A 26,112-nucleotide genomic window follows, 5' to 3' on the forward strand; every position below is an offset into this window, starting at 1 on the left:
TATTGTTTTCAGGAAGCCTATTAATGGAATAAATATTCTCTAAATTCAATAGATGGAATAAAAATTCATTGTGCCTGATCGCTCACCACTTGATCAGCGGCCGTTCGACTTTTGTGCGACTCCAACCATTTTTGTACATGCAGTCCTTGATCAACGTTTCGCGAGGCAGCCGGTTTTTATCCGTATAGCTGTACTCGGTGTCGGTCTGTTCATTCTTTTTCTTGCAGGTGCTGTCGCCACTCGAGCAGGTTGAGCGTTTGGACGTGGCCGACGCCCTCACGTTATTGGGGGGCAGTGCCCGTAGGGCATCCGCTTCACACGCTGCTTGCTGATGCTTGCGTTGCTCGCGGGAGGCATCGGCCTTGACCCACGTTCGATCGTAGGTCGTACAGGAAACCAGAAGCAGGCAAGACACTAATAGGGTTAGGGCAGGGGGGGTCATGGCTGGCGCGTCCTTATGGCAAGGTTTGAGCGCCGATTGTGGTTCAGCTTGCAAAGGGCCAGCCAGTAAGCCGTTTCCGAATAGGCCCGTCGAAATTTCCGATATCGCACGTTAAAACGCCATCATTGCGCCGAATGCTCGGCTATTCACCCTTCGCTTTGCAGCCATCAGTTAACAAAAGATAACGTAGCGCCGATTGTCAGACGATTCCAAAGCCCGATAGGATGGCTCCTGCTTCCTCCAGGCGCTCTAGATTGCAGGTTTCAAGGTCCTGGCAGAGAAGACGACCTAACAATAATAAATGGGAGAAAGGTCTATGAGTGAGCCTGTCATGGGTTGGGTTGTTTGCCGCCCACGCGCCGCACGGAGGGTTGCGTTGCTGGCCACAGCGCTCTCGCTGCTTGCTGGCAGCGTATTGTCGCTGCCGGTGCTGGCCGCCAGCGATACACCCGCCGCCGCAGTCTTTGCGATTGAATCCCCCAAGGCCGCCAAAGGCTTGATGATCGACGTGGTTCACGCGGGCAAGCGCCTGGTGGCGGTCGGTGATCGCGGGCATATCCTTTATTCCGATGACCAGGGCAACACCTGGGCCCAAGCCAAAGTACCCACCCGGCAACTGCTTACGGCGGTGTTTTTCGTTGATGATCAGCACGGTTGGGCCGTCGGCCATGATGCGCAGATTCTTGCCAGTACCGATGGCGGCGCCACGTGGACCCAGCAATATCAAGACCTCAAACGCGAAGCGCCGTTGCTCGATGTGTGGTTCAACGACGCCAACCACGGCCTGGCCGTGGGCGCCTACGGTGCGCTGATCGAAACCACCGACGGCGGCAAAACCTGGAACGATGTCAGCGAGCGTCTCGACAACGAAGACCAGTACCACCTCAACGCCATCGCCCAGATCAAGGGCGCCGGCCTGTTTATCGTCGGTGAGCAAGGCAGCATGTTTCGCTCCAGCGATGACGGCCAGACCTGGGAGAAACTCGAAGGCCCTTACGAGGGTTCACTGTTTGGCGTGATCAGCACCGCACAGCCACAGACCCTGCTGGCTTATGGTTTGCGCGGCAACCTCTACCGTTCCACCGACTTTGGCAGCACCTGGGAGCAGGTCCAATTGAACGCGGCGCGTGGTGCGTTGGAGTTTGGCCTGTCGGGGGCGACCTTGCTGGAGGACGGCTCCATCGTTGTGGTCGGCAACGGCGGCAGCGTCGTGGTCAGCCATGACGACGGCCAGACTTTCAGTGTGTTCAATCGCCCAGACCGCATTTCACTCTCGGCGGTCACGGCGGCAGGCAATGGCAATTTGATCCTCGCGGGGCAGGGTGGCGTGCGGGTTGCCACTTCGGCCGGCGCAGAGCTCTCAAAATAATAAGAAGGCGGGGATTCAATGAGCAGTCATCACAACGATAAAGCGACCTTTCTTGAGCGTCTGATCTTCAATAATCGCCCGGCGGTGATCGTCATCTGCCTGCTGGTGAGCCTCTTCCTGTTCTGGCAGGCGACCTTGATTCGCCCGTCCACCAGCTTTGAAAAGATGATCCCCCTCAAGCACCCCTTCATCGAAAAAATGATGGAGCACCGCAACGATTTGGCCAACCTGGGCAACACCGTGCGAATTTCGGTGGAGGCCAAGGACGGCGACATCTTCACTAAGGAATACATGGAGACCCTGCGCCAGATCCATGACGAGGTGTTCTACATCTCCGGTGTGGACCGCTCGGGCCTCAAGTCGCTGTGGAGTCCCAGCGTGCGCTGGACTGAAGTGACCGAAGAAGGGTTTGCCGGCGGGGAGGTCATCCCGCAGAGCTACAACGGCTCGCCGCAAAGCCTCGACCAGTTGCGCAATAACGTGCTCAAGTCCGGCCAGGTCGGGCGGCTGGTGGCCAATGACTTCAAGTCGAGCATCGTTGATATCCCGCTGTTGGAGTCCTACCCGGACCCGCAGGACCAGGGCAAGTTGCTGGCCCTGGACTATCGCAAGTTCTCCCATGAACTCGAAGACAAGATCCGCGACAAGTTCGAAACCCAGAACCCCAACGTCAAGATTCATATTGTCGGCTTTGCCAAAAAGGTTGGCGACCTGATCGACGGCCTGGTGATGGTGGTGCTGTTCTTCGGCGTTGCGTTTGTCATCACCCTGGTTCTGCTGCTGTGGTTCACCAACTGCCTGCGCAGCACCATTGCGGTGTTGAGTACGACATTGGTGGCGGTGGTCTGGCAACTCGGGTTGATGCACTTCTTCGGTTTCGGGCTGGACCCGTATTCCATGCTGGTGCCGTTCCTGATCTTCGCCATCGGCATTTCCCATGGGGTGCAGAAGATCAACGGCATTGCCCTGCAATCCAGCGAGGCAGACAACGCCCTGACCGCCGCGCGGCGTACCTTCCGGCAACTGTTCCTGCCGGGGATGATCGCCATTCTGGCGGATGCGGTAGGCTTCATCACGCTGCTGATCATCGACATTGGCGTGATCCGCGAACTGGCCATCGGCGCGTCCATCGGCGTGGCGGTCATTGTGTTCACTAACCTGATCCTGCTACCGGTCGCGATTTCCTACGTGGGTATCAGCAAGCGCGCCATCGCCAAGAGCAAGAAAGACGCGAACCGCGAACATAGCTTCTGGCGCCTGCTGTCCAAATTCGCCAGCCCGAAAGTCGCGCCGGTTTCGGTGTTCCTGGCCCTGATCGCCTTTGGTGGGGGCCTCTGGTACAGCCAGAACCTGAAGATCGGCGACCTGGACCAAGGCGCACCGGAACTGCGCCCGGACTCGCGCTACAACAAGGACAACAACTTCATCATCAGCAATTACTCCACCAGTTCCGACGTGCTGGTGGTGATGGTCAAGACCAAGGCCGAAGGCTGCTCGCGGTATGAAGCCATGGCGCCCATCGACCAGTTGATGTGGAAGATGCAGAACACCGAGGGCGTGCAGTCGGCGATCTCGTTGGTGACCGTGTCCAAGCAAATGATCAAGGGCATGAACGAGGGCAACCTGAAATGGGAAACTCTGTCGCGTAACCCGGATGTGCTGAACAACTCCATCGCCCGTGCCGATGGCTTGTACAACAACAATTGCTCCCTGGCGCCAGTGCTGGTGTTCCTCAACGACCACAAGGCCGAAACCCTCGACCGCGCCGTGCATGCGGTGCAGGACTTCGCCAAGGAAAACAACAAGGACGGCCTGGAATTCATCCTCGCCGCGGGTAATGCCGGGATCGAAGCGGCCACCAATGAGGTGATCAAGGAGTCGGAGCTGATCATCCTGATCCTGGTGTACCTGTGTGTAGCGACCATGTGCATGATCACCTTCCGTTCCTGGGCAGCGACCCTGTGCATCGTGCTGCCGCTGGTGCTGACCTCGGTACTGGGTAACGCGTTGATGGCGTTCATGGGCATTGGCGTCAAGGTCGCAACCTTGCCGGTGGTGGCCTTGGGTGTGGGCATTGGCGTGGACTACGGCATCTACATTTACAGCCGCCTGGAAAGCTTCCTGCGTGCCGGCCTGCCGTTGCAAGAGGCGTATTACCAGACGCTGAAATCCACCGGTAAAGCCGTGCTGTTCACCGGCCTGTGCCTGGCCATCGGCGTGTGCACCTGGATCTTCTCGGCCATCAAGTTCCAGGCTGACATGGGCCTGATGCTGACCTTCATGCTGCTGTGGAACATGTTCGGCGCGCTGTGGCTGTTGCCGGCGCTGGCGCGGTTCCTGATCAAACCCGAGAAGCTGGCGGGGCAGAAGGGCAACTCATTGTTCGCGCATTAAGCCTGGGTAGAAGAACAAAAAGCCGCACACTGTGCGGCTTTTTTGTTGGGCCTCGGGCCCAGGCTTTCACAATTTCAAGAACAGCTTTTCAGCCAGCGGCTTGGTGATAGCGGCCCTGATGAGTTTCTCAACGACCCCGTTGTTTCCGGCTTCCTCAATCAGCATCTTTTGAGTCTTGATGCGTTGCAGCGGTGTTTTCAGGTGCGCCGCCCTAAAGTCATCACGTGCCCAGCCTTTTTTCGGATAGTGGAAGTGGGCATACCACAACGCATCGATTTTGTTTTTCTTGCGCACCACATACTCGGTGAAGACATCGCCACTTCTGGTCGGGATGTCGCGCCGTACCAGGTTGATATCGACAAAACCGTGACGCCACAGGTAATCGACGTTTTCCGCCGTGGGCGTCTGTACCAGATAGCCATCGGCGGTATGCTGGCGGGCCTTTTGCAACATTTGCTCGGCCGCTGCTCGCCAGCGCGCCACCCATTCGGCGGTTTCCGGCTTGCTGCCGTGGGCGGCTTGCGCCTGTTGCGCCTTCTCGAAAAGCAGGTTGGCCTGGGCTTCGAGCATGTCGTTCCAGTCGCGGGGGCTGACAGTGTCTCGCCACAGCGGGTCATCGAGTTTCTTTTTCTGAAAGAGGATGGTTTTTTCTATCTTCGGCACGCCGTCGATGAGGTTTTGCGCCTCATTCTTATACGTGGACCAGGACTTGGGCGGTGAGGCTGGGCGGGGTGCTGTGGGCTGTCCCTCGACGATTTTCACCCAGCCGCGTTCCCCAGGGTGTTCGCTGTAGCTGGCAATGGGTTGCCCGCTCCTTGGGTCGACCACGTCGATGATATCGACGGTCCGGCCCGGCTCCGAAGGGCGCAATGTGCCGATAAATGTTTCCTGGTGCTCGGTCCTGAACACGCGTTGATTCTGCGGTTTCGCCCTTTGGTTGGTGCGCGCGTGCGCGGCAGGAAGCAGAAACTGCTCTTCTTTGACCACCTGGACCAGTTCGGTTTCGGCCTGAGTGATGAACTCATTGAGCAATTCGTTGAAGCGATGGTGGTACTCGACCCGAAAAAACTCTGGGCGCTGCTCTTGCATCAGTCGACTGTCGTTCAGCACTTGTTTGAACTTGGTAATAATGGTGATCAATGCGGCATGGCGCTCCTCAAGGGTGTAGTCGTGGTATTGGCGAAGATCCTCATAGGTCAATATCTCGGTTTTCAGGTTTTCTGTCATCAAGCGGTTCATCTGCAAATACACGGCTTCATCGGGGCGACGTGCAGCCCGTGTGGTGGTCAGTTGCTGGAGGTACAACAATCTGTTCAGTTGTGGTATGAGTCGCAGGGTGTTCATGGACACCGGATACCGTTGCTTGAGAAAGTCCTCGGCGGCCTTGTGGCCAAAAGGCGAGTCGTTCCTCCAGCTTTCGAATATGGCACTCATGGTTTGTCGCAGTGCCAACAGGTGCTCAGTATCCTGATAGCCTATTTTGTACGCTTCCATCATTTCGTTATAGGACGCCTCTAAACCGTTATTGGATCTTTCGGTCAGTTCAACCAATGAGGCGCCATTCACACCATATTTCAGCGTGTCGCTGGCCAAACGCACGTATACAGTATCTATCTCGATCAGCGCGCTTAGAGTCTGCTGATATTCCAGTGAGCGGTTCTCTTTGAACTCGGATAAATCGTCAATGCCGCCGATCTTTTTCGGCGCCAAGGTTTCGATGTTGTGCTCGCTGGCCGCTATCAGTGACTGCGTCAACGGCCTGAGGTTTTCAAGTTGTTGGGCCAGGTCGGCCCTGAGTGCGTCGGCGACCTGCCGCTGATTGGAGTAGGTCCCCGCGAAACGCCCAGCAGATGCTTCATTGGTTGCCAGGCTGCGCAGCGTCTTGAGTTTTTTTCGTGCTTGTTCGTACTCGGCAAGGGTGTTGCGGATTTTTTCCATGCTGCCAGCATGTTCTTTTGAAATCTTGCTGCGTTCCTGCCAGCCGCGTTGAAAATCCGCTTCGGTACGGGCCTTGGCTTCCAGGTTTTGTTTGATCTTACTCTGCAAGTCTTTGGTTTTCGGCATACCGCCCTTGAGCCTGGGCGCCAGATCAAAATACCAGTTGCCCCGGGCGTCCCGTGCTATCGAGGGCGCGGTGCGTGCCTTGTTGTGTTCGTCAATCACGTAAGGGCCATCCAGGTCGGTGGCGACGCGAAACCAGTGGTTGTCGATCTCGGCGTACCAGCGGTTATCCACCTGATACAGGCCCTTCCTGATGCCTTCGGCGATGGGGGTGCCGGGAGCTGTTGGTGCGGGCACCTTGAACGAGTCGATGTGCGCGCGCAGCTCAGGGGTGAGTCCGCGTGGGCTCGACAGCCTGATATCGATGGCCGTACCTGCGCCCAAACCGGTGGTGACCGGCGCGCTCGGGTCCTGGTGAATGGTGGGCGCAGGGCGCACGGGGTCATTGCTCTGATGGGGGCGAGGCGCGGGGTTGCTGGTCTCTGGCCCCGGCTTGAACGGCTCAAAGGTGCGCGTCGGCGTGGGTTCGGCAACAGGGACATGGGTCAGGGTCATGCCCAGGTTCACCAGCAGGTCGACCATTGCCCCGGCCGGGTCCGGATCGTTCGCGGTCGACAGGCGCTTGATGTCGTTTTCGGCATTGGCCAGTTGCAGCAACCAGCCGGCCATGGCGCCCGGCCCGCGCATCAGCGGCAGCAGGGTATTGAACAGCAGCCAGCCGAGTTCCTTGTAGGAGGCCCATCGGCTTTGCGCATCGGAAGTGGATTGGCCTTCTGCGAGGGTAACCAGGCTGTTGGCGTTGGAGTGGAACCAGTGCGTGGCCAGGTCGCCATTGAGCAGGTCCTGGCGTAACGTGCTGGCAGCGGCATAGCCGTCGACAGCCAGGGCGGTCGGCTTGGGCGTCGCAGGCGGGTCAAACTCATTGAATACGGTAAAACGGGCAATATTGGGCGTGTGAAAACCGCCATTGCCGTACACCGCCCGTACTTTGTCGTCCGGCAACCAGGCCAACACGCTTTCCTGCAGCGCACCGGGCTTGCGGATGGCCTCCAGCAGCGCGTTGCGGCTGGCGAACTCCAGCAGTGCCGGCTTCAGTTGGGGGCGATATAAAAGGTGTGGGCCGCTGTCGCTGGCCAGCGGTTCGATGATGAACATATTGGCGACCACATCCGGCGTCGCTCCCGGCTTGCGCACAAACGCCAGGGGCCGCACGGTAATCTCTTGGCCGTCCACCCATTTGCTGCCCGCGCCGGGTTGGGTGACGGCTTCGATGAACGCGTGGCCCTGGGCGGTGATGCCGGCTTCACCCTTGAGCTTGAGCTCCAAGGCCTGCATCGCGAGCTGCAGGGGTACCTGCTCGATGAAACGTGCCAGCCGATCACGGGCCGCTGGGCTGTCGTTCAACAGTTCACGCTTGAGCAACTCGGGGTAGCGGCCGCCTATGTCCACGGTGTTGATCAAGTCCTTGAGCATTTTTGGCAGGCTGGCATCGCTGACCCGTTGCCCATGCAGGTGGACTTCCATCTCACCCTTGGGCAAGCCCGAAAGGTTTTCCAGGGCCATGTCCACCAGGCTCATTTTCACCCGTTCCAGGTAGTTGCTGCCCATATCGCCCACCGGGACCTTGAACACCACCTCCACATCCTTGGCCGTATAACCCTTGCCGGCTAAATGCTGGTCGAGCTGTTGCTCGGCGTAGGTGCGGATATCGGGGATGCCGTCGAGGAAGGTGCGGCCCTTGTTGCGGCGCACACTGCTGGCCAGGGCCAGTGCGTGCTGTCGATAGGTGTCACGTTCTGCGGCGCTTGCCGAGCCGAACCAGGTGGGCAGCTGTTCATGCAGGCGTTCAAGCTCGCGCGCGTTGGGTGCATAGGCCCCGACAAACCAGGGGCTCGGGTCGCTGGCCTGGGCGAAAGCCTGCTCCAACGCCTCAAGCGAGCCGGTGGTGGGCACCTCGATGGACGCAACGTTCTCCACCATGGCATTGAGGATGACCGCCGCCTGGGTATCGAAAATATTCCCCGCAGGCTCCTGGCGCTTCCAGTTCAGGGACTCAAAGACGAAGGCGTCGCCCATCTTCTTGCCCCAGGCTTGGCCGAATGCGTGCAAGGAGTCATAGGGCGCCACCACGCCGGCGGCGGTGACGTGCAGCACCTGCGTGCGGCCATTGACCTGGCGCGTGATCAGCAGGTCTGGGGTGAGTTGCGAGGCATTGCCACCGGCATGGCTCACTGCAGAGTCGAGGATAAACACCTGCGCCGCGGCCTCGCCTTTGGCCGCTTGGCGCTGCGCACGGTCCGGGTAGGTCAGTACCTGGTCGAGGGTTTCGCGCTGTTGAGCGCTGAGCCCCGGCTGTTTCAGAGCGGCGATGGTCAAGGTGTCGCGCAGCGTGTCGCTGAGCCAGCGCCAGTGGTTGTTGCCTTGAGAGTGGGCATCGGTGCTGCCCATGAAGTGCTTGAGCAGGGCCTGTTCGAAGGTTTTTTTGAGCGGGGCGCGCAGGCTGCGGATCGCCAGCTCGATGGCTTGCATATCAATGCCAGGCATCAGGGCATCCGGCGATGGCGCCGGTTTGAGGGTGTGCCCGGTGGCTGGGTCGACCAGCGTGCAGGGCAGTGCATGTTTGTCGGTAAAGTCGAGGTCGCCTTCGGTGGTCAGGTGCCTCAGGGCGATGTCCAGCAAGGGGGTCAGGCGGTACTGGGGCGGGCTGCTTGAAATGGGTTCGGCGACCGCCGTTTCGGCGGGATTGAATGCCAAAGTGGGGTACAGGCTTTTGATCGCCTCCTCGAGCATCCCCGACACCACTGAACGCAGCGTAGGGCGGGTATCGAACTGGTGGGCGACCGCCGTTGCGGTGAGCGGCGGCGAGCTTTCGGTGGCTGGGGTGGAAGCGGTGGTCCCTGTGGTGCGCAACGGTGCGGATGCACGCCGGGGCCGGCTCAGTGGTTGGTCGTTTGCGGTATTCGATAAGGGTTCTTGATGGGGGGCGACGGTCTGGCGTGCAGCCGGGGTTGGCAGTGACAGGGGCAGGTTAGGGGCAAAAAAACGCTGGGGGTAGTTTCCCTGGATCATCGTGCAGCTTCCTTGTCGAGTCATGCTAGTCATAGAGGTGACCCTGTTCGCGTCATGCGGGCAGGTAACAAGGAAACTACCGAGGCGGGTTTTTCAGTGAAATCGGCAAAAGGTAATCAGGCATTTCCATTGGCACGCGCTGGCCGTCAACCCTTGATACGGCACGGGGTGGAGCAGGGGCGCGGGATGTATGGCTGCATGTAAACGCGGCGCAGGTCACGCGAGGATTTACGCCGCTGCAACCATTTGCCCTATCATGGGGGCTTTCCTCTGAACGATTGATGTTATGACTGCCGAATCCGCCTCCTTGCGCCCCGTGCTTGAAACCAGCGACATGCTTGAAATCGACGGCCTGCATGCCTTTGATTTCGAGTTGACTGAACTAAAGCTTGTGATTACCGCCATGGATGGCCGGGCCGAAAAACGCTGGAGCTTCACAACGGCGCAGGTGGACGCCGCCACATTTGACGACACGCTGCAAAGCTGGACCCTTACCGGTGAGTCGGGCGAGCACCGCTTGATCTGCATGAGCGCCTTCACCGGCACCAATAACAATGAGGACGAAGCGGATGATGATGCGTAAATTCTGGCCCCTGCTGATGGCTGGCAGTGTCGGTGCGATGTCGGTACAGGCCGCACCCAGCGATGTGCATGAACTGCTGGTGGGCAGCTACACCGCCGGTAGCAGCGAGGGTATTTACCGCCTGCAGTTCGACAGCCGCACCGGGCAGTTCAACGGCAAGCCGGTGCTGGCGGCGAAAACCGCCAACCCTTCCTGGCTGACGATTTCCAAAGACCAGAAGCAGTTGTTCGTGGTCAATGAAAACGGCCCGGGCCAGGAAGACCCGGTGGGGCGTGTCAGCAGCTACAGCATCGACCCGCAGAGTCACCAGCTGACCCTGATCAACCAGGTGCAGAGCCTGGGCAATGAGCCCACCCATTCCAGCGTGGCCGCCGATGGACGTTACCTGTTCGTCGCCAACTATTCGGTGGTGGAAGACCCGGGTGGCAGCTTGGCGATCTTGCCGGTGGATGCCAGTGGCAAGCTGTCGGCGCCGGTGCAGTTGAGCGGGCACCCGGCCAGCCGCGTGAACCCGGAGCGCCAGGCGTCCAACCATGTGCATTCGGTGGTGTCATCGCCGGACGGCAAGTATGTATTCGTGCAGGACCTGGGCGCAGACAAGGTATTTGCCTACCGCTACGACCCCAAGGCCAATCACGAGCTGCCACTCACCGCGGCCAACCCGGCGTCGGTGCAGCTGCCACCGGGCAGCGGCCCGCGTCACTTGCTGTTCAGCGCGGACGGCAAACACGCCTGGCTGACCACTGAGATGAGCGCCCAGGTGGCCGTGTTCGACTACAACGACGGCAAGCTTAAGCAAACCCAGTTGGTGGACTATGCCGCCGGCCAACCGGTGTCCGACAAGGCCGGTGCGGCGTTGCATGCGTCAAACGACGGCAAATTCCTGTACGTGAGCAACCGTGGCACGGCCAATCAGATGCTGGTGTTCAGCATCGACCCGGCCACCGCGCACCTCAAGGAAATACAGCGGCGCTCTGTCGAAGGCGACCATCCGCGTGAGTTCAGCCTCGACCCGAGCGGCAAGTTCCTGCTGGTCGCCAACCAGAAAAGCAATGAAATCGTGGTGGTCGAGCGCGACCCCAACACCGGCCTGCTGGGTAAAACCGTGCAGAAATTGCCGATCGATGCCCCCAGCGACCTCAAGTTTCTGGTGCGTCAATAAGCCACAGGCCCCGCAATGCGGGGCCTGAGCCTTTGTATTAATCGCAGTGATAACGGCTACTGTTTCAAAGCATTTCTAAGGTTCAACCCTCGGGCGTAAGTTGGGTTCCAAGGCCTTCACAGGCCACCCAACCAAACGCACACAAGGGTTACCGCCATGAATTTCAATCTCTTCTCGATCATTGCTGCTTCTGCTGTTTCCGCTACTGTGGCACTGCCTGCCGCTGCCAGCGTGGAAGTCTCCGGCAAAAAATCCAGTGTCACGGCTTATACCCAGAAGTACCTGCAACAGAGCGCCAACTTCTATGCTGCGCTGGATCACAAGAGCCAGCACTGAGGCGCCATTGAGCCAAGGTCAAATGTGCTGGCTTGCCTGCGATGACGGCCTCACAGCCGACCAATATTTACCTGACACCCCAACGATCCAACTGTGGGAGCGGGCTTGCTCGCGAAGGCGGCCTGGCAGTCAACACAGTTGGATTGTGTACATATCCATTGCTGCGGTAACGGCCACTTAGGGTTCCGCTCTGACAGCGGGTCACTTTTGGAAGGACCCAAAAGTAACCAAAAGGTCCTCGCCCCACCACTCGGCACCTCGCCTAGGCTCGGTGTGCCCGCAATCCGCCAGTGATTTGGGGGGCCGCCGCCACGCGCCATCCATGGCGCGGGGCGGCTAAACCGGCATCCCTGCCGGTTTACCCCCCAAATCCCTGTCGAATTCCGGCCAGCGTGGTTTGATGGGGCGCCTAAGATCAAGAGCAAAAGCAGAGCAAAAGCGGCTCGCTTCGCATCGTGATTACCGTCGGCTGCTATAACTTACAAGTGGGCCTTAGGGTTTTGCCATCACCGCCATAAACAACGGTGAATCCAGAAACCGTTGCAGCCAGGCCTGCAAACGCCCATACGGCGTGCTCGCAAACCACTCCCGATCCACATGGGCAAACTGGCGTACAAACGGCATCAGTGCCGCATCTGCCAGGCTCAGGTGGTCGGCGAGCAGATACTCACGGTTCGCCAGCAAATCTTCCAGCTTGCGCAAGAACACCTCACCCTCGGCCCGATAATGCTCCATCGATTGCTCCGGGTAGCGTTCGGCGTACTTGTATCGATTCAAATGATGCTTGAACACCTGATCATTCTCGGCAATCAACGCCAGCACCCCAGGGTCACCTTGCAGCAGCCAATCATCGGGATCGTGCTGCGCCAGCGCCCACTGCATGATCTGCAGGCTTTCCTCGATCACTCGACCTTCGACACTCAGCACCGGCACCGTGCCCTTGGGCGACAGCTTGAGCATCTCGGCCGGCTTGGCTTTCAGGCTGACTTCGATAATGCGCACCGCCACGCCGGAGTAGCGCAGCGCCAGCCGCGCGCGCATTGCATAGGGGCAGCGCCGGAACGAATACAGCAGCGCTTCGCTCACTTGACCTCCAACGTGCTCAGGCCATTGCCCTGGCGCTGGACCTGGATCTGCACCGGGATGCGTTCATGCATTTCCTGTACGTGGGAGATCACCGCCACCTTGCGACCCTGGGCCTGTAAGCCGTCCAGGGCGTCCATCGCCAGTTGCAATGACTCGGGATCGAGGCTGCCAAAGCCTTCGTCGATAAACAGCGACTCGATCTTCAAGGTGCTCGACGCCATCGACGCCAGCCCCAACGCCAGTGCCAACGACACCAGGAAGGTTTCGCCACCGGACAGCGAGTGCACCGAGCGCAGTTCATCGCCCATTTCTGTGTCCATGACCAACAGCCCGAGCATGCTGCCGCCGCGTTTAAGCCGGTAGCGGCGCACCAGTTGGCGCAGTTGCACGTTGGCGTGGTGCACTAGCAAGTCGAGGTTGTAGGCCTGGGCGATCTTGCGGAAGGTGTCGCCGGTGGCCGAGCCGATCAGCGCATTCAGGCGGGCCCAGCGCTGCCACTGCTCGTAAGCCTTGGCAATCTGTTCGGCCAGGGCCTGGTTGGCATTCTGGCGGCGCTGGTCTTCGGACTGGCGTGCGCGCAGTTCGGCGCAGTGTTTCTCACCCTCGAGCAGTTGCTGGTTAAGCGTTGCCAGGGTGGCGTCCAGTTGCTCGGCCTCCAGGTTGCCATTGTGCAGGGCCTGGTGTTCGGCCAGGCGCTGTTCGCGCTCGTGCAGCAGAACCTTGGCTTGCTCCACGGCCTTTTCGCTGCTGTGCAGGTGCTGGCGTAACTGCGCGACCTGGGGCTCATCAAAGGCCAACAGGCGTGCCAGGCCCTGATCATCCAGTTCGGGGTGCAGGGCGCGCCATTCGCCGATGCGGGTCGCGAGGGCTTGCTGTTCCGCCTCCAATGCCTGCTGGCGTTGCTGCTGGGCCTTGAGGTCGGCGGCCAGTTGTACCAGGGCCGTGTGCACGGCGTGCAGTTCCTGGTTGGCGTCGGCCTCGCTTTGGCGAGACTGGATGACGGCTTGCTCCAGTTGCTGTTGCCAGTGTTCGGCGCTGGGGTGGTCCCCTAGCAAGGCGCGGAGTTTTTCCTGGACGGCGTGTTGCTGGTCGGCCAGCTCGGCGACTTGCAGATTCAAGGTGTCGAGTTGCTGCTGACGATGCTGCTGGTGGGTGTGTTGTTTCTCGATGGCCTGTTGGCGCTCCTGCTGCTCGGCCTGCTCATCGCGTTGATGGCCCAATTGCTCAAGGCGCTGGCTGACCTGTTGGTCGAGCTGCATGAAAGTCGCCGCAGGCGCGTTGCGCAAACCTTCCAGTGTATCGGCGGGCAACAGGCTGGCGAAGGCGCTGAGTTCCGTCTCCAGGCGTTCGCGGTCGCCGGCCAATTGCCGCTGTTGATCCACCAGCAATTGCCGGGCTTGCTGGCTGGCGTCCTGGGCGGCTTGCAATTGTTGCTGCAAGCGCCCGGCGTTCTGTTGCAGGTTGAGCAGGGCGCCCTGGCGTTGTTCGTCCTGGCTGATGCTTTGAGTCAATTGGGCCAGTTGCTGGGCCAGCCAAGGGCTGCGCTTGTCGACGTCTTGGTTGAACAGCGAGGCGCACAGCGGATGGGCTTGCAGGCTCGGTGCCAAACCCTGCTGCTGCGTGGCCAGCTGTTCCTGCTGTTGCAGGAATTCTTTTTGCTGAGCGATCAGGCCGCCCACTTCACCGCGCAGTTCGGTGAGTTTTTCCTTGAGGCTGTCGACGGCTTTCTGCGCCGCCGCCTCTTCACTTTCATCATGGCGACCCAGGCTTTGCAGCAGGGCTTCAGGCTGGTGATAGGGGTGTTCGTGGCTACCGCACACCGGGCAGGGTTGGTCATCCTGCAATTGCTCGCGTAATTCCTCGACGCTGGCACTGCGGGCCAGGCGTTGGCGTTCCAGCAGTTGTTTGGTCACCGCCAGGGTTTGTTCGGCAACGGTGAGTTCGGCCTTGGTCTGCAGGCCGGTCTGGTTCAGTTGTTCGCGTTTTTGCGCGGCCTCGGCGAGTCTTTGCGTGAGCGCAGCGGCCTGTTGATCCAGCTGTTGCTGGCTGTCCCACAAGCGGGCCAGGTCTTCGAAGGCGCGCTGTTGCTTGCGATTGTCTTGCAGCAGGCTGGCCAGTAACTGGATTTGTTCGGCCACCGCGTGCGGTTCGGCACCGGCCTCGTGGTAGAGCAGGTCCAGGGCTTCGCGCTGCTGGGTGAACTGTTCGGCGGCGGCGCTGGCGCGCTGTTCGAGTTGCCCCAGCTCGGCCTGGCCTTGGTTGAGGCGATTGCCGATCAACACCAGCTGTTGCAGGCGGTCACGGTAGGCGTTCCAGGCATCGCTCAGCGGCGCGAGGGCGGCGCTGTGCTCAAGCTCGGTGGTTAGGCGTTGCAGGCGCTCGGTGCCTTGGGCCTGCGTGTGTTGCAAACCGTCGAGCAGGGCCTGGCCTTCGGTGCAGGCGCTTTCGTGCTGGTGTTTTTCCTCGCTGCGCTTGGCCAGTTCGCGGCTCACGTGGGCGAGGGTGTTTTGCTCTTCGATGGCCTGGCGCAGCAGGGGGGCGGCGTCGGCCTGGTTTTTCAGGGCCTCAGCCAGTGCTGCCTGGGCGGCCACTTGCTGGTGTTGCGCCTGTTCTTGGCGGGTGTGCAGGGCGGTCTGTTGCTCCAGGTGCTGGGCAATCTGTGCCGCCAGGGGCGTCAGCAAGGTGGCGAGTTCTGCCTGGCGCAGGAAGTGATGGCGTTGCGGTGCCAACTGCTCCAGCAGGTTCAGGTCCTGGCGTTGCTGGCCTTGGCTCGCCCAGGTTGCTTCGTCGCGTTGCAGTTGCTCCACTGCGTGTTGATGGCGCTCCTGCCATTCACGCAACTCCTTGAGCCAGGTGTGCTGCAACTCTAACTGCTTGAGCTGGGCTTGTTGGGTCTTGAGCTGTTGCTGAGCTTCGGCCAGCTGTTGGTCCAGCTCGGCGCGGGCTTCGGGGGCCAGGGGCACTACGCCGGTGGCTTGGTCCTGCAGCTGTTTGTGGGCGTCCTTGGCCTCTTTGGCCTTGTCGAACGCGCGGCGGCCGAGCTGGGTGTAGAGCGCGGTGTCGGTGAGCTTTTCCAGCAGTTCGCTGCGCTCATTGTCATTGGCCTTGAGGAAGGCGCTGAACTCGCTTTGCGCCAGCAGCACCGCACGGGTGAACTGCTCGAAGTTCAGGCCCAGGGCCAATTCCAGCTGGGTCTTGTACTCGGTTTTCTGGCTGGCCAGCAGTTGGTCGCTGTCCAGGTCGATCAGGCTTTGCCGGCTGTTCTGCAGCTTGCCGCTGGCTTTGTCGCGGGCGCGGTTGGCTTCCCAGCGCGCACGGTAGCGACGGCCACTGACACCGACAAAATCCACCTCGGCATAGCCGCCGCCAGTGCCGCGTCGAATCAGGGTGCGCGGGTCGCCGATGGAAATATCCGTGTCGGCATCCGGCATTTTGGCCTGGCCGGTATCACCCAGGCGCGGCACCGCGCCAAACAGCGCCAGGCACAACGCATCGAGCAGGGTGCTTTTCCCCGCGCCAGTTGGCCCGGTGATGGCGAACAGGCCTGCACTGGCCAGGGGCTCGGCGGTAAAGTCGATTTCGAACGGGCCCGCCAGGGAGGCGAGGTTTTTCAAGCGGATGGCGAGGATCTTCATGGCTGTTCGCCCTCCTGTTGCACTTCCTGGAGCAGCACGGCGAAGTCCTTCAAGGTCTGTTCATCCACCTCACTGCCGTAGCTGTCCTGCCAGGCGCGGCTGAACAATTCCTGGGGCGTGAGTTGGTCGAGTTCGATCAGTTGCGCATCGTCTGCCTCTGCGCTGCCGCGCGTGCCGGCGTACTCGGCGGCGATACGCACCAGGCGCACGGCCTTGCCTTGCAACGCGGTTTCGATCTGTTGACGCAGGTCTGGTTGCGGCTCGTCGAGGCGCACGCGCACTTCCAGCCAAGGGTGGCGCTGGGTTTCAGCGAGCAGGTCGATGTCGGGCAACTCACCGAGTTGCTTGAGGATATCGGCCAGGGGCGCGGCGTCCAGGCGTTGCAGGTTGACGGAGCGGGGAATCAGGATCGGTTCACAGCCCACCAGCCTTTCGCCCTGGAACGTCACGTCGAGAATCTGGTGCTTGTAGCCGATTTCGGAGAAGGACAAGGGTATAGGCGAGCCGCTGTAGCGAATGCGCTCCTCGCCATTGACCTTTTGCGGCTTGTGCAAATGGCCGAGGGCCACATACGCCACGCTTCGGTCGAACAGTGTGGCGGGCAGCGCCTCGGCATTACCGATGATCAGGCTGCGTTCGGAGTCTTCGGACACCGACCCACCGGCCATGTGCGCATGGCTGATGGCTATCAATGCTTGGCCTTTGTTGCGCTTGGCATTGGCGGCTGCGATCAGCCATTCATGCACTTGGCCGATGCCGCGCAGGTAATCATCGCCTAGCTGCGCGCCGGTGACTTCCGCTGGGCGCAGGAAGGGCAGTGCCAGGCACCAGGCGGCGATCTTGCCTTTGGCATTGGGCAGCGGGATCAGCAGGCGCTCGGCATCCAATTGGCCATCATCCAGCCACAGTACTCGGCCCAGGGCATGGGTGCGCAGGCGGCGCATCAGGGGCGCGGGCAATTCGATGCGCGAGCCGGAGTCATGGTTACCGGCAATCATCACAATGGTCAGTGTCGGCTGTTGTTCGTGAGCGCTGATGATGAAGTCATACAAGCGCTCCTGGGCCTTGAGCGGCGGGTTGACCGTGTCGAAGATATCGCCGGCGATCAACAGCACATCCGGGCGCTGGGCCTTGAGTTGGCCCAGCAGCCATTCAAGGAAACAGGCGTGTTCGAAGTCGCGTTCCTGGCCGTGAAGGTTTTGGCCCAAGTGCCAGTCGGAGGTATGAAACAGACGCAAGGCGAACTCCGTGGAGAAGATGAAAAGGAGGGGAGTTTACCTGTAAAAGTGCGCGTGGACTCATGGCCGACGCGATGGTTATTTGTAGGAGCGAGCTTGCTCGCGAAAAACGTCAACGATAACGCGGGCTTTCTGGATAAACGCGGCGCCTGTGAGTTTTTCGCGAGCAAGCTCGCTCCTACACGGGGGTTATGGGGTGTTAGTGGGGTTGGGCTGCAGGCAATCCAGCGCACGGTCGGCGAGGGTGCGGGCCATGTCGATCAGGTGAGCGGTGGAGCAGGCCATGTCGCGCTGGGTGCCTTTGAGGCCCTCGGCGGTTTCGGTGGCGGTGGCGGCGGCGCAGCGCAGTAGCGAGGAGATGCTGGCGATGGCGTCTTCGAAACTCAGGTCTTCGTGGGCGACGAAAATTGGGAAGGGTGGGTCGGGTATGAGTTTGTTCATGGATAAAGCTCCTGCTTGGGTGGGGAGCCATTCTTTTGCCGATCTCACACGTCAAAAGGTGGCAGCTATGTGCGGGGTGAGATACCGGAAAACAGGACCCGGCCAGACCGAAGTCTGCCCGCACACAGCCGCCATTGACGGTTGTAGCGCATTGCGCCTGCTAGTAACGGGATCTCACACCCGATCGCTGATAGGCAGCGACGAAGCGAAGGCTAGCCAGCGAAATGAGCAGGCGCAAGGCCAAAGGATTGTCTAGGAAACGTCCTGCAAGTTAAAGGGATATGGATTGCTGGCCTTTAACAATGCATGTCGAGCGGGCGGTGATAAATGGAACGGCAGGTTGAGTGACGACCACCCACAAGGTGGATTTTTCAATCAATCCCTGAATGAATCAGAGGCCCAGCATGACATTTTCAATAAAGCCACCTTCCATCACTGCTCCCACCGCTCTACCAGAGCAACTGGAAGCTGACAGTCGCTCAACCCAAGCTAACCACCGTCAGACACGAAGCGCTGAGACCCAGGCCAACGCTGCGTACGCACGCCCATTCGCAAGCGTGACTGACCGGCAACTGATAGGGCTGATCCGCGACCATTTCCGCGAGTTCGCCGCTGGCGCGACAGACAGCTATGTGAACTTCAACGAGCTGAGGGAGGCCGCCGGCCTGATAGCCACCGACAGGACATTTTCACCAGAGGCCCACCACGCGGCCAAGGAGTTACTCTCACGGCCCAAATTGCTGCGCAAGCTGGATATCGGCATCAGCTTCTTCGGTGGCCCCGGCAAGGAGGATGGCCGGTTCGATATGGATAACCTGAACTATCTGTACAAATTCCCCCATCGTGAATGGAAGGTGCCGCGTCGTAATCATTAAGTGCAGGCAGGCGTTCGAGCAGGCACTGCAGATCAACTGTGGGAGCAGCCGACGCCTATCTACCTGATCCCCCACGATCAAACTGTGGGAGCGGGCTTGCTCGCGAAGGCGGCCTGGCAGTCAACACAGTTGGTTTGTGTACATATCCATTGCTGCGGTAACGGCCGCTTAGGGTTCCGCTCTGACAGCGCTCACTTTTGAACAGCGCAAAAGTAAGCAAAACGCTCTTGCCCCACCACTCGGCACCTCGCTTGGGCTCGGTGTGCCCGTAATCCGCCAGTGATTTGGGGGGCCGCCGCCACGCGCCATCCATGGCGCGGGGCGGCTAAACCGGCATCCCTGCCGGTTTACCCCCCAAATCCCTGTCGAATTCCGGCCAGCGTGGTTTAACGGGGCGCCTGAGATCAAAAGCAGATCAAGATCGAGAGCGGCTCGCTTCGCATCGTGGTTACCGTTGAGCGCTACAGAGTTGTGTAGAGACCTATGCTGCGATGGCGGACGCGGCATAGGTATCTACACAATTTTGGTGCGACGCTGAACCTGTGGCGAGGGAGCTTGCTCCCGTGACGGCCTGACAGCCGACGCTGATCTAGCTGACGCGCCGCAGTCCAAATGTGGGAGCTGGCTTGCCTGCGAAGGCGGCCTAACAGTCACCACAGTTGGACCGGGTACATATCCGTTATTTAGGTAACGGCCACCTAGGGTTCCGCTCTGACAGCGGCTCACTTTTGAACAGCGCAAAAGTAAGCAAAACGCTCTTGCCCCACCACTCGGCACCTCGCTTGGGCTCGGTGTGCCCGTAATCCGCCAGTGATTTGGGGGGCCGCCGCCACGCGCCATCCATGGCGCGGGGCGGCTAAACCGGCATCCCTGCCGGTTTACCCCCCAAATCCCTGTCGAATTCCGGCCAGCGTGGTTTAACGGGGCGCCTGAGATCAAAAGCAGATCAAGATCGAGAGCGGCTCGCTTCGCATCGTGGTTACCGTTGAGCGTTACAGAGTTGTGTAGAGACCTATGCTGCGATGGCGGACGCGGCATAGGTATCTACACAATTTTGGTGCGACGCTGAACCTGTGGCGAGGGAGCTTGCTCCCGTGACGGCCTGACAGCCGACGCTGATCTAGCTGACGCGCCGCAGTTCAAATGTGGGAGCTGGCTTGCCTGCGAAGGCGGCCTAACAGTCACCACAGTTGGACCGGGTACATATCCGTTATTTAGGTAACGGCCACCTAGGGTTCCGCTCTGACAGCGGCTCACTTTTGAACAGCGCAAAAGTAAGCAAAACGCTCTTGCCCCACCACTCGGCACCTCGCCTAGGCTCGGTGTGCCCGTAATCCGCCAGTGATTTGGGGGGCCGCCGCCACGCGCCATCCATGGCGCGGGGCGGCTAAACCGGCATCCCTGCCGGTTTACCCCCCAAATCCCTGTCGAATTCCGGCCAGCGTGGTTTGACGGGGCGCCTAAGATCAAGATCAAGAGCGGCTCGCTTCGCATCGTGGTTACCGGCTGCTGCTACAGGCTACAAAGTTGTGTAGATACCTATGGCCTTCGCGGGCAAGCCCGCTCCCACAGGGTTTTGTGGTGTTGGTTGAGGCTGGGTTATTTGGGGTAGAGCGGCGGCAAGCTGGTGGTGTCGGTCGCCGGGTCTTGCTCGCGTTCGGCCACGGGGATGGCTTTGATCGCACGCCACAGGTCATCACCCAACCAGTATTGGCCGCTTTCGCTGTACAACGCGCCATTCAAACCATCCAGGGCATCCGACAACGGCACAAACCGTGCGGCCATGTCGGCCAGGGTTTCGGGTTGTTGCCGCGCCCAGGCGTCGAGGGCCTGGCGGGTGGCGTGGGGGTCGTTGGCCTGGGTGGCGCGCTTGAGGTCGTCGAGCAGCGTGCGTGGGCTGGGGCCGGTTTGGGCGGCGCGTTGTACCGCCGGTTGCCGGCGTGCGCGCCACCACAGGCCAAAGCCCAGCAGGGTGGTGCAGGCAAGTATCAGTGTGCTCAGTTGCCACAGCCAAAGGCGGTCATCGTCGGGTGCGGTGATGATGGTCGGTGTCGCCGGGGTGTCTACCACCAGGCTGGGGTTCACCGCCACGTGCACGGTGCGCGCCGGCAGGCTGGTGCGTTCCAGGTGATCTTCGTGGGTGTTCCACCACACCACTTCCACGGCGGGCAGTTCCAGCTCGCCGGCGCGGGTCGGCACCAGGGCTTCGCGGTCTTCACGGCTGCCGGTCAGGCCGCGGTCGCTGGTGCGGTTAGCCATCACCGGTTGGTCGGGGTAGCGGCGCAGGCCGTTGACCTCGGTGCCGGGCAGCGCCGGCAATTGTGCGCTGGACAGGCCTTCGGCCTCCACGGTCAGGCTGCGGGTCAGGGAATCGCCGACTTGCACGTGGTCCGGCGTGGGGTTCCAGCCTTCGCTCAAGGTCAGGCTGCGTGCGGGCAGCCAGGGGGCGTCGGTGGGGTAGGCGTCCGGTTTGGGTTTGACCGTCAAGGGCAGAGGCGCGGAGCTGACGTGAATCATCTTGCCCGGCTTGGTGCCCTGCAGGGTGTTTTCCTGGGGCGGGCGCGATTCCACCAGGGTGGCGCTGAAGGTCTGCGCCGGAATCACTACCGAGCCGCTGTGTTGCGGGTAGAGGGCGTAGCGGGTTTCGATCACGCCATGGCGGATGCTGTTGATGACCTTTTCATAGGTGCGTGATTCGCCCAGTTGTTCGACACGCGCATCCGGTATCTGCAAGGGCGTGAGGCTGCTGTCGTCATACAGCGACACCGAGTGGTACACGCGCACGGTCAACAGGGCCTGGGCCTGCACGTATACGCTGGTCTGGTCGAGGTTGGCTTCGATGAACACCGGGGCCAGTTCGGCGCTGGTGTTCTGGCTGGCGCTTTCCACCACTTGCAGGGTGATCGGCTGGGTCTTGAGTGCGCCCACTTGCAGTGGCGGGATGACCACGTTGCCGTTCACCTTGGGCAGCAGGGTGATGATCCAGCGGGTGGTGGCGTGGTTGTCGCCGTCCAGCGTGGTGAGTTGGTTGATCTGGCGGGTGCCGCTGACTTCGAACTGCGCATCCAGGGGCGACAAGTCCGGTTTGCCAAACTGGGTCACATCACTCGATTGCACCGTCAGCTCCACCGTTTCCCCGGAGTTGAGGCGGCTGCGGTCTACGCTGGCGACCAGGTCCGCCGCCTGGGCGTGGCCTGCCGACAGCGCGAGCAGAAGCAAAAGGGTGGTGCGGCGGCTCATCGAGTGGTGTCCTGATGTTGTTGCTGTTCGTACCAGAATTTGCGGCGCAACAGCTCGCCGGGGTTGTCCGGGATCTCCTGCAACCATTGCTCCAAGGCCTGGCGGCGCTCGCCTTCCAGGCGTGTGTCGGCGGGGCGCAGTGGCGGCGTGGTGGTTTGCTCGTCGCCCAGTTCGCTGCCTGGCACTTCGTTGCCGCCTGGCTGTGGCGTAGCGGCTGTCTGAGTCTCACCGGTGCCGGCTTCGCCCTGGCCGTGGGACGACTGCTCGCCACCCTGGGCCGTTTGTGCGCTGGCACCCGGTTGCGCAGTTTGGCCGGGTTGGGAGGTTTCGTCATCTTCGTTTTTTGCTGGCGGCTCTGCCTCGGGCTGTGCTTGCTGCTGCATCAGGGTTTCAACCAGGGCTTTGTTTTTCAGTGCCGGTTGCAAATCGGGCTGGGCTTCCAGGGCTTGTTCATACGCATCAATGGCCGCTTCAAGCTCACCGGCCTTGGCCAGAGCATTGCCACGGTTGTAGTGGGAATAGGCGTCGCTGCCTTGGGCAAACCGCTTGATGGCCTCGGCGTAATTGCCGGCTTCGTACAGCGCCACGCCTTGCCACTGTGGGTCCTGGAAGTGTTCGGCGGCTTCGGCCGGGCGTTTGTGCTTGAGCAGGTACTGGCCTTGTTGGTCGGGGCGCAGCCACAGGTCCTGCAGCCCGAAGGCGTAGCTGGGTTGCGGCACGCCCATCAGCAATAAGGGCAGGCAGAACAGCCAGCCGCGACGCCCGGCGCACGCGGCCAGCAGCAACAACGGCAAGAGCAGCCAGTAACCCTGGTCGGCCCAGGTGTCCAGGCGCAGTCGTTGGCCGTCGTCGCGCAGCGCTTGGGCGCTGTCGAGCATGCCGAGTTGGCGCAGGTCCTTGTCATCCAGGCGCGCCGCACGGTAGCGGCCGCCCATTTCGCTGGCGAACGCCTTGAGGGTCGGGCTGTCTAGACGCGGCACCAAGATCGCGCCCTGGTCGTCCTTGAGAAATTCGCCGCTCTCCTGAGTCACCGGCGTGCCTTCGCGACTGCCGATGCCGAGGATCGACAATGTCGGAGCCTGGGCACTTTGCAGTTGCAGGCGGATGCCTTGGCGCTCTTGTTTGGACAGTGAGGAACCGATCAGCAGCAGGCGCCCGTGGCCGAGACCGCCTTGCTTGAGCAACCCCAGGGCTTTTTCCACGGCCAGGTCGGCTCGATGGCCGGGCTCGGGCATGATCGAGGGGCGCAGGGCTTCCAACAGGTTGCGGCTGGTGGCCAGGTCATCGGACAGCGGCACCAAGGTATGGGCGCTGCCGGCGTACACGATGATGGCTGTTTGCGCATCGGTGCGCGCTTGCAGCAAGTCATATAACTTGCGCCGCGCCTGCTCCAGGCGGTTGGGCGGGCTGTCGGTGGCGAGCATTTGCGGGGTCAGTTCCAGCAGTACCACCAAGGGGTCGGAAGGTTTCTGGCTGGCCTGTTCAACCCGTTGCCAACTGGGGCCCAGCAACGCCAGCACGGCCAACAGCCAGGCGATGCCGAGCACGACCCACGGCGATTTACTCTCGCGGCCATTGCCACCACTGAGCAACTCGGCATGGAACGCCGGCGGTAGGATCATCTGCCAACGCCCGGCGCGCTTTTGCCGATGCCATAGCTGCCACAGCAACCAGCCAAGCAGGGGCAGCAACAACAGCCACCAGGGGCGCAACCAGTGCGGCCACAGGGCGATCATCGACGCCTCCGCAAACGCAGGCGCTGCAGACGCTGGCGCCATTCAGGGTGTTGCTGCAAAAAGATGCTCCTGCTCGATAGTCGATTGAAGGCGCGCTGCAAGGCGTTATTCGGCCAGCGTTCCTGCACCACCAGCAACAGGCTCAACACCAACGCCAGGGCCAATGGGCCGCCGTACAGCGCCTGGGCCGGTCGGGCCTGGGTGGGTTGTTGCTCCACCGGCTCAAGGGTGTCGAGGGTGTCCTTGATCTTCAGCAGTTCCTCGCCGTCACGGGCGCGGAAATACTGGCCGCCGGTGGCCTCGGCCAGTGCCTTGAGCGCCGGTTCGTCGAGGTCCAGGCTCGGGTTGACGCCAAGGATGCCCAGGGAGCCGGTTTGCTCGGGGTCGGCGCCGATGCCGATGGGGTAGATTTTCACGCCTTCCTCGGCCGCCAGGCGCGCGGCGGTCAACGGGTCGATCTGCCCGGCATTGTTGGCACCGTCGGTGACCAGGATCAGCACGCGGCTTTGCGCCGGGCGCTGGCGCAGGCGCTTGAGGGCCAGGCCGATGGCGTCGCCGATGGCGGTGTTCTTGCCGGCAATGCCGATGCGTGCCTCATCCAGCCAGGTGCGCACGGTACGGCGGTCAAAGGTCAGGGGCGCTTGCAGGTAGGCTTGGCTGCCGAACAGGATCAGGCCCACGCGGTCACCTTCACGCTCCTCCAGAAAGTCCCCCAGCAGGTGCTTGACCAGGGCCAGGCGGCTCACGTCTTCGTCCTGCCAATGCATATCGGGAAAGTCCATGGAGCCGGAGACGTCCACCGCCACCAGCAGATCCCGGCCGCTGGCAGCAATCGGTAAGGGTTCGCCCAGCCATTGCGGGCGGGCGGCGGCGGTCAACAGCAGCAACCACAGCACCACGAATGGGGCTTGCTGGCGCCAGCCTGGCAGGTTGACGCGGGCACGGCGGCGGGCCAGGCCCTCAAGGTCGCTGAGGTAGCTGACTTTGAGCGCCGGTTCGCCGCTGTCGGCCACGGGCAGCACCAGGCGCATGATCCACGGCAATGGCAACAGGGCGAAGATCCACGGCCAGGCGAACTCAAACATGTTTGCGAATCCAGGTGTCGACGGCTTGGGTCAGGCCAGCGATGGCTTTGTCGTCGAGCTTGCATTCGGGCTTATAGGCGCCTTCCACCAACACCATCCAGCGCGTCAGGCCGGCGGCGGGGCACCGGTTATCCAGGAAGGCCAGCCATTTGCGCCCGTTGAGGGTGTGGCTCTGGCTATAAGGGTAGTCGTTACGGCACAGGCGCTTGAGCAGGCCGTTGAGTTGCTGCAACCAGGCGCCAGCCGGCGCGCCGTCGTAGGGCTTGGGCATCAAAGCCAGCTCGGCCAGGGCGGCGATACGCAACGGGTCCAGCGGTTGTTCGGCACGCGCCACGGGGCGGCGGGCCGGCAGGAAACGGCGCAGCCACCACAGGCCCCAACCGAGCAGGGGGATCACCAGCAGCAACAGCCACCAGCCGGGCGCAGGTGGCCAGAAGCCAATGGCGGGCGGGGCGATCAGCGGTTGCAGTTGGTCCAGGCTGCTCATGGTTTTTTAACCGGGCGTTGCGGGTTGAGGTATTCGCGCAGTTGCTCGACCATTTCACTCTGGGTGCTCAAGGGCATCAACAACAGCCGCAGTTTTTGCGCGAGCAGTTCCCAGCGGGCGATGCGGGCTTCGGCCTGGGCCTTGTAGGCCTGGCGCAGGTCGATATTCAGGGTGTCCAGTTCCAATTGCGCGCCTCTTTGCGCGAAACGCAGCAGCCCGGCGGCGGGGAGGGCGTGGTCCAGCGGGTCGGAGATCGGTAATAACAGCAGGTCGCAATGGCGCGCCAACAGGCTCAACTGTTGCTCGGCGCCTTCGGTGAGGGCGCGCTCATCGCAGATCACCACCACCAGGCTGCCCGGGCGCAGCACCTCGCGGCCACGGCGCAAGGCCATACCCAGGGCGTCGGCTTCCGGCTGACGCTCGGTGTTCAGGCTCTGGTTGACCCGCACCAGCCGGTTAAGCAGTTGCAACAGGCTTTGCTTGCTGCGCCGTGGCTTGATCTCGTAGTGCTCGCTGTCGCCGAACACCAGCCCGCCCACCCGGTCGTTATGGCCCAGGGCGGCCCAACCGATCAGGCTGGCGGCCTGGGCGGCAAGCACCGACTTGAACATTTGCCCCGAGCCGAAAAACAGCCGGCAACTTTGCTCCACCATGATGAAAATCGGCCGTTCGCGCTCTTCGTGGAACAGCTTGGTGTGCGGCTCCTGGGTACGCGCCGTCACGCGCCAGTCGATGGTGCGCACGTCGTCGCCGGCCTGGTACACGCGCACCTGGTCAAAATCGACGCCACGCCCGCGCAGCTTGGAGTGGTGCAGGCCCACCAGCGGGCTACGTTGACCAGGCGTGGAGAACAACTGCACCTCACGCACGCGGTGGCGCATCTCAATCAATTCACTGAGGGTTACGCGGATGCCATCGCTTGCGTTCATCGAC

General features: G+C 61.4%; 17 protein-coding genes. 6 read left to right on the plus strand and 11 right to left on the minus strand.

Going from position 1 to position 26,112, the window contains the following annotated elements:
- Positions 1-82 precede the first annotated feature (82 nt).
- Positions 83-442 carry a hypothetical protein gene (locus N2A98_RS11225; protein ID WP_275623433.1) on the minus strand — a complete coding sequence of 120 codons (360 nt, stop codon included), beginning with the start codon at positions 440-442 and terminating at the stop codon, positions 83-85.
- A 331-nt stretch (positions 443-773) separates the two neighbouring features.
- On the opposite strand from N2A98_RS11225, the gene N2A98_RS11230 reads away from it, so the two are divergent.
- The gene (locus N2A98_RS11230; RefSeq protein ID WP_047710689.1) at positions 774-1,811 is read left to right on the plus strand and encodes a YCF48-related protein; all 1,038 of its coding nucleotides are present in this window, start codon (positions 774-776) and stop codon (positions 1,809-1,811) included.
- 18 nt (positions 1,812-1,829) lie between these two features.
- Entirely contained in the window at positions 1,830-4,205 is a 2,376-nt protein-coding gene (locus tag N2A98_RS11235) for an RND family transporter (protein WP_044273422.1), read from the plus strand.
- Between the two features lie 66 nt (positions 4,206-4,271).
- Here N2A98_RS11235 and N2A98_RS11240 read toward each other — a convergent pair whose 3' ends face one another.
- Positions 4,272-9,275 carry a DUF6543 domain-containing protein gene (locus N2A98_RS11240; RefSeq protein ID WP_275623434.1) on the minus strand — a complete coding sequence of 1,668 codons (5,004 nt, stop codon included), beginning with the start codon at positions 9,273-9,275 and terminating at the stop codon, positions 4,272-4,274.
- A gap of 286 nt (positions 9,276-9,561) precedes the next feature.
- On the opposite strand from N2A98_RS11240, the gene N2A98_RS11245 reads away from it, so the two are divergent.
- From N2A98_RS11245 to N2A98_RS11255, 3 genes are all read left to right on the plus strand, one after another.
- A complete protein-coding gene (locus N2A98_RS11245) occupies positions 9,562-9,858 on the plus strand; it encodes a DUF5629 family protein (protein ID WP_044273423.1) in 297 nt (98 codons plus the stop codon).
- Positions 9,845-11,020 carry a lactonase family protein gene (locus N2A98_RS11250; protein ID WP_275623435.1) on the plus strand — a complete coding sequence of 392 codons (1,176 nt, stop codon included), beginning with the start codon at positions 9,845-9,847 and terminating at the stop codon, positions 11,018-11,020. The genes N2A98_RS11245 and N2A98_RS11250 overlap by 14 nt, the downstream gene beginning before the upstream one ends.
- A 156-nt stretch (positions 11,021-11,176) precedes the next feature.
- The gene (locus N2A98_RS11255) at positions 11,177-11,356 is read left to right on the plus strand and encodes a hypothetical protein (protein WP_032892147.1); all 180 of its coding nucleotides are present in this window, start codon (positions 11,177-11,179) and stop codon (positions 11,354-11,356) included.
- Between the two features lie 492 nt (positions 11,357-11,848).
- Here N2A98_RS11255 and N2A98_RS11260 read toward each other — a convergent pair whose 3' ends face one another.
- The 4 genes from N2A98_RS11260 to N2A98_RS11275 all read right to left on the minus strand — a co-directional run bounded on the left by N2A98_RS11260 (position 11,849) and on the right by N2A98_RS11275 (position 17,756).
- Positions 11,849-12,442 carry a glutathione S-transferase gene (locus N2A98_RS11260; RefSeq protein WP_078802993.1) on the minus strand — a complete coding sequence of 198 codons (594 nt, stop codon included), beginning with the start codon at positions 12,440-12,442 and terminating at the stop codon, positions 11,849-11,851.
- Positions 12,439-16,077 carry an SbcC/MukB-like Walker B domain-containing protein gene (locus tag N2A98_RS11265; RefSeq protein ID WP_275623436.1) on the minus strand — a complete coding sequence of 1,213 codons (3,639 nt, stop codon included), beginning with the start codon at positions 16,075-16,077 and terminating at the stop codon, positions 12,439-12,441. The genes N2A98_RS11260 and N2A98_RS11265 overlap by 4 nt, the downstream gene beginning before the upstream one ends.
- Entirely contained in the window at positions 16,074-17,315 is a 1,242-nt protein-coding gene (locus N2A98_RS11270) for an exonuclease SbcCD subunit D C-terminal domain-containing protein (RefSeq protein WP_047710693.1), read from the minus strand. The genes N2A98_RS11265 and N2A98_RS11270 overlap by 4 nt, the downstream gene beginning before the upstream one ends.
- A 189-nt stretch (positions 17,316-17,504) precedes the next feature.
- On the minus strand, positions 17,505-17,756 hold the full coding sequence (locus N2A98_RS11275; RefSeq protein ID WP_275623437.1) for a DUF3077 domain-containing protein: 252 nt from the start codon (positions 17,754-17,756) through the stop codon (positions 17,505-17,507).
- A gap of 404 nt (positions 17,757-18,160) precedes the next feature.
- Between N2A98_RS11275 and N2A98_RS11280 the strand changes: the two genes are divergently transcribed.
- Positions 18,161-18,631 (plus strand): hypothetical protein, encoded by a 471-nt coding sequence (locus N2A98_RS11280; RefSeq protein ID WP_275623438.1) that lies wholly within the window; start codon positions 18,161-18,163, stop codon positions 18,629-18,631.
- 1,599 nt (positions 18,632-20,230) lie between these two features.
- Here the strand turns inward: N2A98_RS11280 and N2A98_RS11285 are convergent.
- The 5 genes from N2A98_RS11285 to N2A98_RS11305 are packed head-to-tail and all read right to left on the minus strand — an operon-like array spanning position 20,231 to position 26,108.
- The gene (locus N2A98_RS11285) at positions 20,231-21,871 is read right to left on the minus strand and encodes a BatD family protein (protein ID WP_275623439.1); all 1,641 of its coding nucleotides are present in this window, start codon (positions 21,869-21,871) and stop codon (positions 20,231-20,233) included.
- Positions 21,868-23,607: a tetratricopeptide repeat protein gene (locus N2A98_RS11290; protein ID WP_275623440.1), complete on the minus strand. Its 1,740-nt coding sequence runs from the start codon at positions 23,605-23,607 to the stop codon at positions 21,868-21,870. The genes N2A98_RS11285 and N2A98_RS11290 overlap by 4 nt, the downstream gene beginning before the upstream one ends.
- Positions 23,604-24,692 carry a VWA domain-containing protein gene (locus N2A98_RS11295; protein ID WP_044273430.1) on the minus strand — a complete coding sequence of 363 codons (1,089 nt, stop codon included), beginning with the start codon at positions 24,690-24,692 and terminating at the stop codon, positions 23,604-23,606. The genes N2A98_RS11290 and N2A98_RS11295 overlap by 4 nt, the downstream gene beginning before the upstream one ends.
- Positions 24,685-25,179: a DUF4381 domain-containing protein gene (locus tag N2A98_RS11300; RefSeq protein ID WP_003190798.1), complete on the minus strand. Its 495-nt coding sequence runs from the start codon at positions 25,177-25,179 to the stop codon at positions 24,685-24,687. Before N2A98_RS11300 ends, N2A98_RS11295 begins: the two co-directional genes overlap by 8 nt.
- Positions 25,176-26,108, minus strand: coding sequence for a DUF58 domain-containing protein (locus N2A98_RS11305; RefSeq protein WP_044273431.1), 933 nt, complete (start codon positions 26,106-26,108; stop codon positions 25,176-25,178). Before N2A98_RS11305 ends, N2A98_RS11300 begins: the two co-directional genes overlap by 4 nt.
- Between the last annotated feature and the right edge of the window lie 4 nt (positions 26,109-26,112).

Source organism: Pseudomonas sp. FJ2-5-13 (genome assembly GCF_029201605.1).
Lineage (GTDB): Bacteria > Pseudomonadota > Gammaproteobacteria > Pseudomonadales > Pseudomonadaceae > Aquipseudomonas > Aquipseudomonas lactis.